Here is a 15,285-nt window from a genome sequence, read left to right as displayed (position 1 = left end):
CGAACCGTGGTTCGCCTTTGTCGTATCCGGGGATGCGTTTTTGCTGTGCCGCGATCCCAGGACCCAGGTCGAGGAACCCATGTTCGATTTCGTTCGCACCCACACCCGGCTGCTGCAGTTTCTGCTGGTGCTGCTGGTCTTTCCGTCCTTCGTCTTCTTCGGCGTGCAGGGTTACAGCCGTTTCACCGAGGGCGCCAATGCCACGGTGGCGGAAGTGGATGGCCATGCCATCACGCAGCAGCAGTGGGACGCGGCGCACCAGCAGCAGGCCGAGCGCATGCGCCGCCAGATGCCGGGCGTGGACGCCAAGCTGCTGGACTCGCCGCAGTTCAAGCGCGAGACGCTGGACCAGCTCGTTCGCGAACGCGTGCTGCTGGCCGCGGCCGAGAAGCAGCACCTGGCGGTCAGTGACGAGCGGCTCAAGCGCCTGTTCATCAACGACCCGCAGTACGCCTTCCTGCGCAAGCCGGACAACTCCATCAACACCGACATGCTTGCCGCCCAGGGCATGTCGTCGGCGGAGTTCGCCGAGCGGCTGCGCCGCGACCTCACGCTGCGCCAGGTGCTCGACGGCGTGATGGCCACCGGCCCCGCCATGCCGGCGGCGCAGAAGGTGGCGCTGGACGCCTTGTTGCAGCAGCGACAGGTGCAGGTGCAACGGTTCACCGCCGCCGACTACGCCTCGCGCGTGAGCCCGACGGATGCCGAGCTCAAGGCGTACTACGACGGCCACCAGGCGCTGTTCACGGCGCCGGAGCAGGCCAGCATCGAATACGTGGTGCTGGACGTGGCCGCGCTGCAGCAGGACGTGAGCGTGAGCGAAGACGACCTGCGCAAGTATTACGACGAGAACGCCGCGCGCTACACCAGCGCCGAGGAGCGCCGCGCCAGCCACATCCTCATCGCCTCCGACAAGGACCAGCCCGCCGCCGAGCGCGCCAAGGCCAAGGCCAAGGCCGAGGCGCTGCTGGCCGAGCTGCGCAAGAACCCGGCGAGCTTTGCCGACGTGGCCAAGAAGGAGTCGCAGGACCCCGGTTCCGCCCAAAAGGGCGGCGACCTGGACTTCTTCGCCCGCGGCGCCATGGTCAAGCCCTTCGAGGATGCGGCCTTCGCCATGAAGCCCGGCGAGATCAGCAACGTGGTCGAGAGCGATTTCGGTTACCACATCATCCGCCTGGATGCCGTGCGCGGCGGCGAGAAGAAGCCGTTTGACGCCGTGCGCCCCGAGATCGAAGCCGAGGTCAAGAAGCAGCTGGCCCAGCGCCGCTATACCGAGGCGGCCGAGCAGTTCACCAACACGGTGTACGAACAGTCGGACTCGCTGCAGCCCGTCGTCGACAAGCTCAAGCTCAAGAAGCAGGCCGCCACCGTGCAGCGCACGCCCGCCCCGGCGGCCACGGGCGCGCTGGCATCGCCCAAGCTGCTGGAAGCCATCTTCTCCAACGACGTGCTGCGCAACAAGCGCAACACCGAGGCGGTTGAAATCGGCGCCAACCAGCTCGCCTCGGCGCGCGTGGTGCAGTACCAGCCGGAGCGCACGCGTCCCTTCGAGGAAGTGCAGTTGCAGGTGCGCGAGCGTGTGGTGGCCGAGCAGGCGCTGGCGCTGGCGCGCAAGGACGGCGAAAAGCGCCTGGCGCAGCTGAAGGAGAGTGGCGATGCCGCTGCCGCGTCGCTGCCCGCGGCGGTCACCGTGTCGCGCCTGGAGCGTGGCGACCTCTCGCCCGCGGCCCTGGAGGCCGTGCTGCGTGCCGATGCGAGCAAACTGCCCGCGCTGCTGGGTGCCGAGACGCCGCAGGGCTACGTGGTCGCGCGTTTGCTCAAGGTCGAGCCGCCCAAGGAGTCGCCGCAGCTTGCCGCCCTGCAAGGCCAGTACGCGCAGGCCTGGGCCGCTGCCGAAGGCCGTGCCTATTACGAGGCGCTGAAGAAGCGTTTCGACGTCAAGATCAAGGCACCGGCTGTGGCCGCGGTGCCGGCCGAAGGTGCGGCTTCAACAAATTCGCGCTGAGGGCTTGCACACCTTCAAAAAAGCGTATTACAATCACGTTCTCCAACGACGGTGGCTGTAGCTCAGTTGGTAGAGTCCCAGATTGTGATTCTGGTCGTCGTGGGTTCGAGTCCCATCAGCCACCCCAAAACCTAGGCAGCCATGCCGAACGCAAAGCCTCCCTCGCGGAGGCTTTGTCGTTTCTGGGCGCGTCCTTCCTCTACGGACATGCCCGAATGTCACATTTGGTGACGTTTGCAATACAACACCACATATCGAGGAAAGAGACGGGGAGGGGAGCGGAAGATGGACGTCCTGCTGGCACACCAGCGGGCGGTCGAGGCGCACTCGAAGTACATCCGCAGTTCCTTTCAGACCCTCGATCCCCAGTTCCTGGCCGCGCTTGAGCCCCAGCTCGCGCCGGACCGCCTCGCGCCCCCGCCCTGGTTGCGCGTGGAACCATCGTTCGAGCCCGCCGGCACGGCGGCCTCTCTCGCGGCGCAGGGTGTCCTCCATGCGGACCTGGACGCGCTGCTGCAAGGCCGGCCCATGCACCGCCACGAGCTGGAAGCCGCCCGCCGCGTCGCCGCCGGCCAGGACGTCGTCTGCGCCGTCGAACCCAGCCTCGCCCCCGCCGAGCCCGGCCTGGCCGCTGTCCTCAACGCGCTGCTTGGCGACCCCGGCCCGCGCGCGCCGCGCGCGCCGCGCGCCCTCATCGTTTGCGCCACATCCCGCAGCCTGCAGGCCCATGCCGATGCGCTCTACCGCTGCGCCCGCAACCACCAGGCGGCGCGGGGAGGGCGTTTCCCCCTGGAGCTTGCCTGCCTGGACGGCCAGGCCCGCATCGAGGGCGATGCCGACCTGCTGCTGGCCACGCCCGTGGCGCTGGACCGCCTGCTGCTGGGCGAAGGCGGCTCCGCCTTGCGCGAGCGTCTCCTGGCACAGCTCCACTGCCTGCTGGTTCCGGCGCTGCACGGCTGGCGCGGGCGGGCCGGCGCCGATGCGGCGCTGCTGCTGCGCCGCCTGCAGGCGCAGTGCGCGCGCAGGCTCACCTGCATCGCCACCTGCGCGCCCTGGGCGCCGGACGCGCCCGCCGGGCAGCGCCAGGCCGACCTCGCCCAAGCCGCCGCCACGCTGTTGGGCCGCCCCTTCACGGCGGCGCAGGTGGTGCTGGAATCGTTCGCCCGCGTGACGGCGCCCATGGGCCACGCGCCTGCAGCCGCGGCCTTGCACGAAGCCGCCACTACCGTCGCCGCCGGCGTCCCCGGCGGAGGTCACCGCGACGAGCTGCTCTCGTCGCCCCTGGCCCAATGGCTGGAGCGGCACCTCGCGCTGCGTTGCGCCGGCAACCGCCTGGAGCGCGGCCCGGCCCGCCCGTGGGCCGACGTGGTGCGTCAACTCGCCGCTGATGCGCAAGTGGACGCCGCCACCGCCACCCGTGCCCTGCGCGGCCTGCTGCAGTGGCTGGGCCGCGTCAACAACGCGGCGCCGGCCGGCCCGTCGCCGCTGCCTGCGCTGCCTTTCCGGCTGCACCAGGCGCTGCCGTACCCCGGCCCCGTCCACGCCACGCTGGACCAGGACGGCCGCCGCGTCGCCACCCTGCAGCCCGCGCAGGCCACGGACGACGGCCGGCCGCTGTTTCCCATGGCCTTCAGCCGCACCGGCGCCGGCCACGGCTTCTACTGCGTCAGCCGTGTCGGCGAGCGGCTGCTGCCCCGCGCCTTCAACGCCGTGGGCGAGGGCGAGGACGGCTACCTCCTGCCCGGCGAACACGCCTGGCCTGCGGGCGCGGCGGCGGCTTTCCTGCCCGCCGGCTGGCTGCAGCGCGACCGCAGCGGGCCTCATCCCCAGGTGCAGCGCTGGTTCCCTCAGCGGCTGTCCTTCGACGCCCTGGGCCGCTGCGGCGACACCACCGCGCTGCCGTGGCAGGGCTGGTTCATGGCCGCGCCGCTGCTGTTCGATCCGGCCGCCCGCACCGCCTTCAACCCCGCCATGCCGGAGGACGACAAGCTGCTCGCCGGTCTCCCTCCAGCGCCGCGGCCTGCGGCCACGGCCGCGTGCGGCGCTCTCGTGCTCGGCGAATGCGGCGGCGGCCCAACCGGCGACGTGCCGGGCGCCGAGCCCGTGCGTGCGCCCCGCATGGACCTGCTCGCCCCGGACGGCCTGCATGCGCACCTGCGCGCCCTGGCCCTGTCCGCGCTGGATATCCCCTGGATTGCCGGTCCCGTCACCGCGCTGGTGAACGAATCCCGGCGCGAGCTGCCCTTGCGCGACGCGGTGCGTGCCGGCCTGCGCCTGGACGCCGCCACCCGCGCCAGCGTGCACGCCGCGGCCCACCGCGCCCTGCCGGCACTGCCGCCCGCGCCCGGCGACGACCTGGACGCCCTGGCCGACCGCCTGGACGAAGCGCTCAACGCCTGGCGCACCCTCTACCGTGCCGCCCGCGCCGACCTGGAGCGTGCCACCCAGGCACTGCAAGGCGGCCTGCTGCGCCGCGACGGCGCCGCCTGGCGTCGCCACGAACGCCACCGCGGCCAGGCCCAGCGCCTGTTGGGTCTGCTGCGCGGCGAGGGCGACGCGGCCTGGACGCCCTGCGCCTGCTCGCTGAACAAGGCTTCATACCGGCCCACCACCACCCGCGCCGGCCGCTGCGCCTGTTCGTCCCCACGCCGGACGGGCAGGGCAGCCTGCTGCGTGCCCCGCGCGCACAGGCGCTGCGCGACTTCGGCCCGCTGCAGCGCTTGCGCCACCAGGGTGTCGACTACCGCGTACGCCGCACCCTGGCGGCCCACACCGCCGCGGCGCTGACGCGGGCGCGGCTGGCACGCCCAAGCGGCGGCTGGCTGGCCAGCGAACAGGCGCTGGACGAACTGTGCCCGCTCACCGGCGCGGCACTGCCGCAGGCCGACTGGGAGCGCCTGGGGGACCTGCTGGCCCTGGGCGACGGCGTGGCCGAGATGGCGGACGCCGTATCGCTTGCGCAGGCCCAAGCCGCGCGCGGCCTGCGCATCAGCACCGCCCTGGCCCTGCCGGACGCCGCCGCCGCGGCGCGAGACCCGCGCGCCACCCTCAGCGCCGATGGGCAAGCGCTGCTGCACCTGCGCCACCTGCAGTCGGCCCGCATCGTCCAGTTCGCACGCCACTGGCACGGCGCGCCGGAAGCGGGCTTCCCGCTGGATCTCGCCGGCGGCCAGTGGCTGGCCGAGCTGCCGGCACCGTCCTCATCGCCGCCGCAGGCCCAGGCCGCCGGCCTGCGCCGCCACCCGCGCCGCCGTGTGATGCCCTGGACGGCCCATCCCGCCGACGCCTTGCTGCTCACGCCCGCCCAAGCGCTTGGGCTGGACCGTGACGCCCTGGCGGCGATGGCGCGGCTGCTGCCCCGTGCCGCCGAGCAGCATTTCGGCCTGCACCCCGGCGAGCTGGACGGCGTGCTCTTGGGGGAAGGTCCAACGCCCGCGCTGCTGCTGCACGAAGCGGGCGAGGGCGGCCTGGACGTGCTGCGCGTGCTGCTGGCGTCGCCGCGGGCCTTGCCCGGCGTGATGGCGCAGGCCCGCCGCCTGCGCCATCACGAGGCCGCGCCCGCGCTGCACACCGCGCTTCAAACCGCGCTGTTACGCCTGGCCGCCGCCTCGCTGGAGTTGTTCCTGTCCACGCCGCGCGACGACTACGACGCCCGCCATGCCCAACTGCTGCGCCAACTGCCGCCGCAGGCCACCGCCGCGCGGCGCCTGTTGAGCTTCCTGCACGCCCAGGGCCTGCGCCTGCCGGATGCCGTGCGCCGCACCGTGCAGGGCCTGTACGTCCAGCCGGACTTCTACTTCGAGCCGCGCTGCTGGGTGTTCTGCATCGACCCGCTGTCATTGAGCGAGGGCGAAGCCGGCCGCGAAGCGCTGCTGGACCGCGGCGACGAGGTCTGGACCTGGGCCGCCGACGAGGATTTGTCCGCCTGCGTCGCCCGGCGTCCCGACCTGTTCCGGCGCGAGCGGTGAGCACGGCCACCGCTTGGCCGGCGGGCAGCCTGGTCACGCACCGCGGGCGCGACTGGGTCGTCCTGCCCAGCAGCGACCCCGAACTGCTGCTCCTGCAGCCCTTGGACGGCGGCGAGGACGAGATCACCGGCGTCTGGCTGCCGTTGGGCGAGACGCCGCCGCGCGCCGTTCGCTTCGAGCCGCCCTCGGCCGCCGACTTGGGCGACTTCGCCACCGCGCGGCTGCTGCACGACGCCGCGCGGCTGGCGCTGCGCCACGCCGCCGGGCCTTTCCGCTGCCTGGGGAAACTGTCCTTCCGACCGCGCGCCTACCAACTCGTCCCGCTGGCCCTGGCGCTGCGCCAACCCAGGGCGCGGCTGCTCATCGCCGACGACGTGGGCGTGGGCAAGACCGTCGAAGCCTTGCTGATCGCCCGCGAGCTGCTGGAGCGCCGCCTCATCCGGCGCTTTGCCGTGCTGTGCCTGCCGCACCTGTGCGAGCAGTGGCAGGCCGAGCTGCGCGCCAAGCTGGACATCGAGGCCGTCGTCCTGCGCAGCGGCACGCAGGCGCGGCTGGACCGCCAGGTCAGCGGCGACACCAGCGTCTACGAGCACTTTCCCTTTCAGGTCGTGAGCCTGGACTTCATCAAGTCCGACGCGCGGCGCGAGGTGTTTGCCGCCCAAGCGCCTGAGCTGGTCATCGTGGACGAGGCCCACGCCTGCGCCCGCCCCGCCGGTGCCGCGCCCGCGCAGCAGCAGCGCCACCACCTCGTGGCCCGCCTCGCGGCGCGGGGTGAGCACCTGCTGCTGCTCAGCGCCACGCCGCACAGCGGCAAGGCCGAGGAATTCGGCTCGCTGCTTGGGCTGCTGCGCCCCGGGTGGGAGCGGCTGGACCTGCCCACCGCCACCGCGGCGCAGCGCGCCGAGCTGGCCGGCCACCTCGTGCAGCGCCGCCGCGCCGACGTGCGCCACTGGCTCGGCGAGGACACGCCTTTCCCCGCGCGCGAGGCGTGCGAGCTGCGCTACGCGCTGTCGCCGGCGTATCTCGCCTTGTTCCACCGGCTGCTGGCCTTCACGCGCGGCCTGGTGGCGCCGGGCGCCTGCGGGCAGGCCAGCGGCCGCGCACGCTTCTGGGCGGCGCTGGGCCTGCTGCGCGGCGCCATGTCCAGCCCGGCCGCGGGCCTGGCCATGCTTCGCAAACGCCTGTCCAGGCTGGACGAAGCGCCGTCGCGAGCCGCCGCCGTGGCCCACGCCATCCCCGAGGACGACCTCTTCTTCGCCACCGTGGCCGACGCCGGCCAGGGCCCCGAGCGCGAGGTCGCCGGCTCCTCCAGCCTGCAGTGCGCGCCGTGGACGCACACCCAGCGCCGCCACCTGCGCGAGCTGGCCCAAGCGCTGCAGCCCCTGGCCGGCGTGCAGGCCGACCACAAGCTGGCCGCCACGGCCGCTCAACTGCTGGCCTGGCTGCGCGGGCCGGCGCCGCGCGGCGTGGTGGTGTTCTGTCGCTACCTGGAGACGGCCCGCTACTTGGGCGAGCACCTAGCGCTGCTGCTGCAGGCCGACCTCCCGCGGCTGGCGCTGGAAGTCGTCACCGGCGAGCTGGCCGACGAGCAGCGCCGCCAGCGCATCGCCACCCTGGGCCGCGCGCGGCGCCGCGTGCTGGTGGCCACCGACTGCCTGAGCGAAGGCGTCAACCTGCAGGAGCACTTCTCGGCCGTGCTGCACTACGACCTGCCGTGGAACCCCAACCGGCTGGAGCAGCGCGAGGGCCGCGTGGACCGCTTCGGCCAGCCCGCGGCCACCGTGTCCACCTGCCTGCTCTACGGGGCGGACAACCCCATGGACGGCGTCGTCCTGGACGTGCTGCTGCGCAAGGTGCGCGAGATCCACCGCGCCACCGGGCTGCACGTGCCGTTCCCCGAGGACTCCGGCGCCGTGGCCGACACCATCGCCCGCGCGCTGCTGCTGGACCCGCAGCGGGGCCTGAGCACGCGCCAGGGCGCGCAGGGCCTGCTGTTCGACTTCAGCGACGACGCGGCCGGTGCCGCGGCGCTGCGCGCCGTGGACCGGGAGCTGGATGAGGCCGTGGTCCAGGGCCAGGCCGCGCGCGACGCCCTGGCCGCCCACGCCCTGCGGCCCGCCGACATCGAGGCGGACTTGCGCGAGGTGGACGAAGCCTTGGGCGACCCGCCCGCCGTGCAGCGTTTCATCCTGCGCGCGCTCGCGGACCTGCTGGGCGTGCCCGTGGCGGCCCAGGGCGCAGGCTGGCGCGTGGGCACGGCGCACCTGCCGCCGACGCTGCGCGAAGCGCTGCCGGGTGCCGACAGCGCCGAGGCCGTGTCCGTGAGCTTCCATTCGCCCACGCCGGCCGGCTTTGCCTACCTTGGTCGAAATCATGCCTTCGTCGAGCGGCTGTGCCGCCTCGTGCTGCACAACACCCTGGCCCACCAGGGCCCGCGCGCCGCGCGCGCAGCCGTCATGCGCACGCCGGCCGTGGCGGTGAAAACCACCTTGCTGCTGCTGCGTTGCCGCACCGTGCTGGCCGTGGAGCAGGGCGGCCAGCAACTCGTGGCCGAGGAGATGCTGCTGTGGGGCTGGCGCGGCGCCGCGTCGCGCGGGGAACTGCTGAACACGGCCCAGGCGCGGGTGCTGCTGGAGAGCGCGGGCGCGGCGTCGGACCTCTCGCCCCAGGCACGCGCCGCTTTCCTGGACCACGAGCTGTGCCAGCTCCCGCGCCAGGCGGAGGCCCTGGCCGCGTTGGGCGAGGCCCGCGCCGGCCACCTGGTGTCGGCCCACGAGCGCTTCGGTGCCCTGGTGCAGGCGCAGCGCTGCCGCGTGCTGCGCCCGCTGCTGCCCATGGACGTGCTGGGCGTGTACGTGCTGCTGCCGCAGGGGCCGACATGAGCTTCGCCAGCCTGCGCATCGAAGGCGGCCTGCTGTCGGCCGAGTTGCTGGACCGGTTGGAAGCGCTGCCCGGCCAGCGTCCGGCCGATTTCGGCCTGCCGGCCCACGTGAGCGTGAAGGACGAGATCGCCCGCGCCTGGGTCCAGGCCCAGGCCCTGTGGCGCGGCTTCCAGCGCCGCCTGGCCGCGTTGCCCGCCGGTGCGGCGGCCACCCGCGAGACGCGCCAGCACTGGGTGCTGCCGCTGCTTGGGCTGCTGGGCTGGCGGCTGGAATTCCAGGCGCAGGGCGTGGCGCTGGACGGGCGGCACTTTGCGCTGTCGCACCGAGACGCCGCCACCGGGGTCGTGGTGCACGTGCTGGGCTGGCACGAGGCGGCGGGGCTGGACCGCCGCCCCGGCAAGGCCGGCACGGCGTCCGTCAACGCCTCCGGCAGCCTGTCCGGTGGTCGGTCCGCACGCCCGGCGGCTGGATCGGACACCGCCACCCCGCGCCTCTCGGCCCATGCCCTGGTGCAGGACTACCTTCACCAGAGCGACACCCTGTACGCCCTGGTCAGCAACGGCCGCGTGCTGCGGCTGCTGCGCGACAGTACCCGGCTGGCGCAGCTCTGCTGCGTGGAGTTCGACCTGGAGCGCCTCTTCGGCGAGGCGCTTTTCGCCGACTTCGCACTGCTGGTGCGGCTGCTGCACGTGAGCCGCTTCCCGGCGCGCTCCGACGCCGCCGCGGCGTGCTGGCTGGAGCGCTGGCACCAGGACTCGCTGGAGGCCGACTCCCGCATACGCGCCGGCCTGGCCCGCGCCGTGGAGCAGGCTTTGCTGGCCCTGGCCAACGGTTTCATTCGCCACCCGGCCAACGGCGCACTGCAGCGGGTGCTGGAAGGCGGGGACACCAACCAAGCCTCAGAGGCCGCCACCGACGCCGATGCCGACGTTCGCGCCGACGCCTATTTCGGCGCGCTGCTGCGGCTGATCTACCGGCTGCTGTTCCTGCTGGTGGTGGAGGAGCGCGGCCTGGTCTTTCCCGCGGGCGCGCCGGCCCAAGGGCGGGCGCTGTACGAGTGCTGCTACGGCCTGCAGCGGCTGCGCCGGCTGGCCGAGCGGCCGCCGCCGGGCAGCGAGCGCCATGGCGACCTGTGGCCCGCGCTGCTGTTCACCTTTTCCCTGTTCGAGGCCGGTGGGCCCGGCGCCGCGCTGGGCCTGACGCCGCTGGCCGGCGGCCTGTTCGCGCCGCAGGCGCTGGGCGACTTGGCGGGCTGCCGCCTGGACAACGCCACGCTGCTGGCCGCCCTGTGCGCGCTGGGCCAATACACGCCGCCGGAGGGCGGCCGGCCGCGCCGGGTGAACTACGCGGCGCTGAACGTGGAAGAACTGGGCTCCGTGTACGAGGGCCTGCTCGACTACCGCCCCGCCTTGCTGTGGCAAGGGGCCGAGCCCGCCTTCGAGCTGCGCCGAGGGCAGGCGCGCGCCCGCAGCGGCGCGCACTACACGCCGCAGTCCCTGGTGCAGCCGCTGCTGCAGCACGCGCTGGCGCCGCTGCTGGCCACCTGCGAGCGCGCGCCGGACCCGTGCGCCGCGCTGCTGGCGCTGCGCGTGGTGGACGTGGCCTGCGGCTCCGGCCACCTGCTGCTGGCGGCGGCGCGGCGCATCGCCCAAGCGCTGGCCACGGCGCGCAGCGGCGAGGCGCAGCCGTCGCCCACGGCCTGGCGCACCGCGCTGCGCGACGTGATCCGGCACTGCATCCACGGCGTGGACCTCAATCCGCTCGCCGTGGAGCTGTGCAAGGTGGCGCTGTGGCTGGAGGCGCACGTGCCGGGCGAGCCGCTGAGCTTTCTGGACCATCACATCAAGCAGGGCAACGCCATCGTGGGCACGGCCCGGCTGGAGGACATTGCGCGCCGCTCCATTCCCAGCGAAGCGTTCACGGCGCAGGCGGGCGACGACAAGGCGGTGGCCGCCGCGCTGCGCCGGCGCAACCAGGCCGGGCGGGCGGGGCAGGGCAGCCTGGGTTTCAACGCGCCTGTGGAACGCGGGCTGCAAAGCGCACTGCGCGACTGGCGCGCATTTGAGACCATGCCGGAGCACACGCCGCAAGATTTAAAGGCCAAGCAAGACAAATTTCTGGAATTGTCCCAATCTCCGGCCGTGCAGGCACTGCGGCAATTGGCCGATATCCCTGTCGCACAATTCTACGTGCCAAAACGGTCGGATACGGCCCATCAGCTCGTGACGGCATGCGAATTTGACAGGTGCTGGCGCGGAGACCCGGTATTGCCGGTGGCGGCATTTGAGCGTGCTTCCGCCGTGGTCAGGGAGCAAAGCATTTTCCACTGGTTCCTGGAATTTCCGGAAGTTCTGGCCCAGGGCGGCTTTGATTGCGTGCTGGCCAATCCGCCCTACTTGGGCGGCACCTTCATCAGCGGCGTGCATGGCCGGGAATTTTGCAACTATGCGGCTTGGGAATATGCGCCCACGGGCTTGAGCGAAATGGTGGTGTTTTTCATGCGCCGCATGTACGCCCTTTTAAAATCCGGCGGCAGCCTGGCGCTGGTTGCCACCAATTCCATCCGGGAGGGCAACATCCGCCGCGATGGTTTAGAGTTTTTGCTGAGCAAGGGCGCGCAAATTGCCTTTGCCGTGCGCAGCGTGAAATGGCCGGGGAGCGCCAACGTCAGGGTGTCACTGCTGGCCTTGCGCAAGGGTGTGGCGCTTGAAAAAGCCATTTTGGACGGCAAACCCGTTTCGCGCATCAACGCATTTTTGGAGGAAGGTGAGTCGGAAGCGTCATTGCCCAAGCCGCTGCCGGAAAACAGGAAGTGGATGTTCGAGGGTTCCAAATGGGTGGGCGACGGTTTTTTGTTGAATGAATCCCAGGCTGCGGATTTGCTTCGGCGGGGCCCGAGCTGCAGGCGGGTCCTGTTGCCGCTGCTGCACGGCGAGGAAGTGAATCAATCTCCGGCGCAGCGCCCCGGGCGCCATGTGATTTACATGGCGGACGAACCCTTGAGCGAGGTCCGGCAATATCCAGCCGCGCTGGAATGGCTGATAACCCATGTGAAACCTTATCGGGATGCCCATGCCGAGGCGCCGTTGCGTGAGAAATGGTGGCAATTCAAGCGGCCCACGGTGGAGTTGTATGCGCGGCTGGCGGGATTGTCGCGGTGTTTCGTGTCGACGGCCACGACCAAATATCTGAATTTCTCCGCCGTGCCGGCCGCCATGGTATTTGCGCACACGCTCAAGGTCTTGGCGACGGACCGCTGGGATATCTATGCCGTGCTGCAGTCCACGCTGCACGAGGTGTGGGCCCGAAAATACAGCGGCACGTTTGCACAAGAGCTGCGTTATTCGTCCACCCAGGCATTTGAGACTTTTGTGTTGCCAGGGAATTTGTGGCAGGTGCCGGATGCTGAATTGGCCGCCCTGGGTGAGCATTACCACGAGCACCGCCGGCGCCTGATGCTGTGTTTGAATGTCGGTCTGACGGGGATTTATAATTTTTTCCACGACCCGTCATTGAGTGCGGAAAAATTGACGGCGGCTCGCAATTTGAAAATGCATGCGGCGCGCGCTGCGCTCGAAGATTTGAGGGTGCTGCGCCGCCTCCAGGTCTCTTTGGATATTGCCGTGAGCCATGCCTACGGCTGGCGCGACCTGGATTTGAATCACGGATTCGTTGATGTGGAGAGCCGGCCGGAGCACGACCGTCTGCGCTTCACGCTGGGCGACGCTGCGCGGCATGAGGTGCTGCGGCGCCTGCTGGAATTGAATCTGTCGCGTTGAAAAGCCGGGGGAACGAATCCTCTTTCCTCCTTACTTGGTGTGCTTCACCGCGGCAAGCATTTCCTGCACCGCCTCCGTCACGTTCTCCGGTTTTTCGGTCGGGATTTTGTGTCCGCTGTCCACCCACACCTGTTTCGCGCCTGGATAAAGCCGCGCGACGCCGCGGCGTTTTTCGTTGGCGTCGTCTGCATACTCGCCGTGGACGGACAGGGGTTTCAAGGCACTCAGGACGATGACGGGTTTGCCGGTGAACGTGGGCAAGGCCAGCACGGCTTCGCCCGTGGCATTGAGCAAATCCAGCTCCTTTTGGGCCGCCACCTGGCGCCTGGGCCGCATATTGCCGTCCAGCGCGCCCTTGCCCTGGAATTGCTGCGGGTGGGTGGAATCCACCAATATCAAACCTGCCACCTCACGCGGATAGCGCCGCGCAAAGTACTGCATGTACAAGCCGCCGGCCGAGTGGCCGACGAGGACATAAGGCGGTTTCAAATGCGCGGCGGCCAGCAAGTCGCGCAGCTCGCTGGCAATGTGCTCGCCGTCGCGCGGGGTGTCGGCCATGGCGCTGTCGCCGTAGCCCGGGCGGTTGTAGGCCAGGACGGTGGTGTATTTGGAAATTTCCGAAATGACCTGACGCCAGTTGTCCAGCGCACCGCCTAAACCATTTTCAAATACCACGGCCGGTGTGCCCCGGCCGGCCAAGACGTATTCCACCTGCCGGCCTTTGACGTTTTCGGTGCTCGTCGTGGCCGTGGCCGAAGGTGGGACGGCCTGGGCGGCCAGGACGGTATTGGCGGCCAGCAGCAGGACGGCCAAAGCGCCATGCAGCCGTCTGTTCATGGCGTTCCGCGCTGGGCCGATGGCCACCACGTCCCGGATGGCGTCGATGCTCAAGCCGGCGGCAGGCGTGCGGGGTTGGGTATGGCGCATGGTCAGCGGAGTGGCAAGGGCGCTGGAGTATGGCGGGGCAGGTCCGGCGCGGCGCTGGCGGGTGGGGGGCGAGGTGGGCCAAAGCTTCAGTCACTCAGCACCAACATGTGTGGAATAACAGGCGTTGAAATTCATAATGCTTGTTATGGCACGCGCACCGTCTCTAAAGCTGGATCCGTTTTCTGTCCGCCAGGCAGCCGATTTGGGCAGCCGCATCCGCGTGGCGCGCCAGCGGCGGCGGCTGCGGCTGGAGGACGTGGCGCAGAAGACGGGGCTGTCGCGCTCCACCGTGGAGGCCGTGGAGCGCGGCGCGCTTACCACGGCTTTCGGCGCCTACCTCAGCGTGCTCACCGTGCTGGGCTTGGCCCGCGAGCTGGACTTGCTGGCTGATCCGGGTCTGGACCGCGACGGACTGGCGCTGGAGCTGTCCGTGGCCGACAAGCGGGTGCGGCTGCCGCGCAAGGGGTTGAGCAATGACTTCTGAGGCGGCCGAGGCCTTCGTCTGGGTCCATCTGCCCGGGCAAGCCGAGCCCGTGGTGTGCGGGCGCTTTGCCCACCGGGGCACGCCCGCGGGTGTCGCGGTGGGAGAGTTCGTCTATGGCCGCTCCTATCTGGCGCGGCCGGACGCGCTGGCCATAGACCCGGTAGCCCTGCCGCTGCGCGTGCAGCCGTTCACCACGTCCTTCTTGTCCGGCTGGTTTTCCGTGCTGCTGGATGGCGGGCCGGACGCCTGGGGCAAGCGCCTTATAGACCGGCTCCATGGCCTGCAGGACACGCTGGGCTATCTGCTGCACGCGCGCGGGCAGCCGGTGGGCGCGCTGAGCTTCAGCCCGTCCGCTGAGCAGCCCCCAGGGGCGCCGCAGACGCCAGGGCTGGACACGCTGGAGCGCTTGCTGGATTTGCATCGCGCCGTGGAGGCTGGCGAACCCGTGGCGGCGCAGGACCATGAGCTGCTGCTGCAGGGCACCTCCGCGGGCGGCGCGCGGCCCAAGACCACGGTGGAACACGAGGGCAGCCTGTGGCTGGCCAAGTTCCCCAGCGCGCTGGACCCGGCGGACCAGCCCCCCGTCCCCGTCCTGGAAGCGGCGCTGCTGAGCGTGGCGGCGTCGTGCGGGTTGAGAGTGCCCAGGCACCGCGTCGTGCACGTAGGTCGCGCCCCGGTGCTGCTGGTGGAGCGCTTCGACCGCCAGCGGCTGGCCGACGGACGGCAAGGCCGCATGGCTTATGCCAGCGCCCGCACGCTGCTGTGGTCGCGCCCGGAAGTGCAGCAGTACGCCTACATGGGTTCGTACAACAACCTTGCGCACCGCATGCGGGAATGGGAACGGCTGCCTCGGGAGGACATCCGTGAGCTCTACAGGCGCATCGCTTTCAACTGCCTGGTGGGCAACACGGACGATCACGACCTCAACACCGGCTTCCTGTCGAGTGGGGACGGGTTCTTCGCGCTGGCGCCCGCCTTCGACCTGACTTGCCGGCCGCGCACGCCGCGCATGTTCCTGGCGATGGGTTTCGGCAGCGAGGGCACCGCCGTGACGCTGCAAAACCTGCTGTCCGAGCCGCAGGCTTTCGATTGGGCGCCCGCCGAGGCCGCCGACATGGTGCGGCAGCAGTGGGCGTGCATCCGAGCCAGCGTCGCGGGCCAACTCGCGGCCCATGGCTGTGATGAAGCCTTGGCCCAGCCCGTCCCGGCAGCCATGCCGGGCGCGGCCTTCTTCGGCGAC

Annotated in this window: 8 protein-coding genes and 1 tRNA gene; 8 read left to right on the top strand and 1 reads right to left on the bottom strand. The window is 70.9% G+C overall.

The window, feature by feature from the left end:
* Positions 1-79 precede the first annotated feature (79 nt).
* From ALA01S_RS19085 to ALA01S_RS19060, 6 genes are all read left to right on the top strand, one after another.
* On the top strand, positions 80-2,005 hold the full coding sequence (locus tag ALA01S_RS19085; RefSeq protein ID WP_066339619.1) for a SurA N-terminal domain-containing protein: 1,926 nt from the start codon (positions 80-82) through the stop codon (positions 2,003-2,005).
* 51 nt (positions 2,006-2,056) lie between these two features.
* A tRNA-His gene (locus ALA01S_RS19080) sits at positions 2,057-2,132 on the top strand.
* A gap of 158 nt (positions 2,133-2,290) precedes the next feature.
* A complete protein-coding gene (locus ALA01S_RS19075; protein WP_066339616.1) occupies positions 2,291-4,792 on the top strand; it encodes a hypothetical protein in 2,502 nt (833 codons plus the stop codon).
* Positions 4,726-5,973, top strand: coding sequence for a hypothetical protein (locus ALA01S_RS19070; RefSeq protein ID WP_066339615.1), 1,248 nt, complete (start codon positions 4,726-4,728; stop codon positions 5,971-5,973). The genes ALA01S_RS19075 and ALA01S_RS19070 overlap by 67 nt, the downstream gene beginning before the upstream one ends.
* On the top strand, positions 5,970-8,855 hold the full coding sequence (locus tag ALA01S_RS19065) for a DUF8741 domain-containing protein (RefSeq protein WP_066339613.1): 2,886 nt from the start codon (positions 5,970-5,972) through the stop codon (positions 8,853-8,855). Before ALA01S_RS19070 ends, ALA01S_RS19065 begins: the two co-directional genes overlap by 4 nt.
* Positions 8,852-12,634 carry an Eco57I restriction-modification methylase domain-containing protein gene (locus ALA01S_RS19060; protein WP_066339612.1) on the top strand — a complete coding sequence of 1,261 codons (3,783 nt, stop codon included), beginning with the start codon at positions 8,852-8,854 and terminating at the stop codon, positions 12,632-12,634. The genes ALA01S_RS19065 and ALA01S_RS19060 overlap by 4 nt, the downstream gene beginning before the upstream one ends.
* A gap of 30 nt (positions 12,635-12,664) precedes the next feature.
* Here the strand turns inward: ALA01S_RS19060 and ALA01S_RS19055 are convergent, their stop codons facing one another.
* Positions 12,665-13,525, bottom strand: coding sequence for an alpha/beta fold hydrolase (locus tag ALA01S_RS19055; RefSeq protein ID WP_218011498.1), 861 nt, complete (start codon positions 13,523-13,525; stop codon positions 12,665-12,667).
* A 238-nt stretch (positions 13,526-13,763) separates the two neighbouring features.
* Between ALA01S_RS19055 and ALA01S_RS19050 the strand changes: the two genes are divergently transcribed.
* Together ALA01S_RS19050 and ALA01S_RS19045 are read left to right on the top strand one after the other, a co-directional pair.
* On the top strand, positions 13,764-14,045 hold the full coding sequence (locus ALA01S_RS19050) for a helix-turn-helix domain-containing protein (protein ID WP_066339610.1): 282 nt from the start codon (positions 13,764-13,766) through the stop codon (positions 14,043-14,045).
* On the top strand, positions 14,035-15,285 hold a 1,251-nt coding region (locus tag ALA01S_RS19045), incomplete at its 3' end, for a type II toxin-antitoxin system HipA family toxin (protein WP_066339608.1). The genes ALA01S_RS19050 and ALA01S_RS19045, both read left to right, overlap by 11 nt.

Source organism: Azohydromonas lata NBRC 102462 (genome assembly GCF_001571085.1).
Lineage (GTDB): Bacteria > Pseudomonadota > Gammaproteobacteria > Burkholderiales > Burkholderiaceae_C > Azohydromonas > Azohydromonas lata.
The sequence above is the reverse complement of the archived record's forward strand: the minus strand, read 5'-3'. Positions and strand labels throughout refer to the sequence as shown.

Bases quoted from the DNA above. Each gene is read 5' to 3' on its own strand.
- ALA01S_RS19060 (WP_066339612.1), top strand. From the start codon at position 8,852: ATGAGCTTCGCCAGCCTGCGCATCGAAGGCGGCCTGCTGTCGGCCGAG.
- ALA01S_RS19075 (WP_066339616.1), top strand. From the start codon at position 2,291: ATGGACGTCCTGCTGGCACACCAGCGGGCGGTCGAGGCGCACTCGAAG.
- ALA01S_RS19085 (WP_066339619.1), top strand. From the start codon at position 80: ATGTTCGATTTCGTTCGCACCCACACCCGGCTGCTGCAGTTTCTGCTG.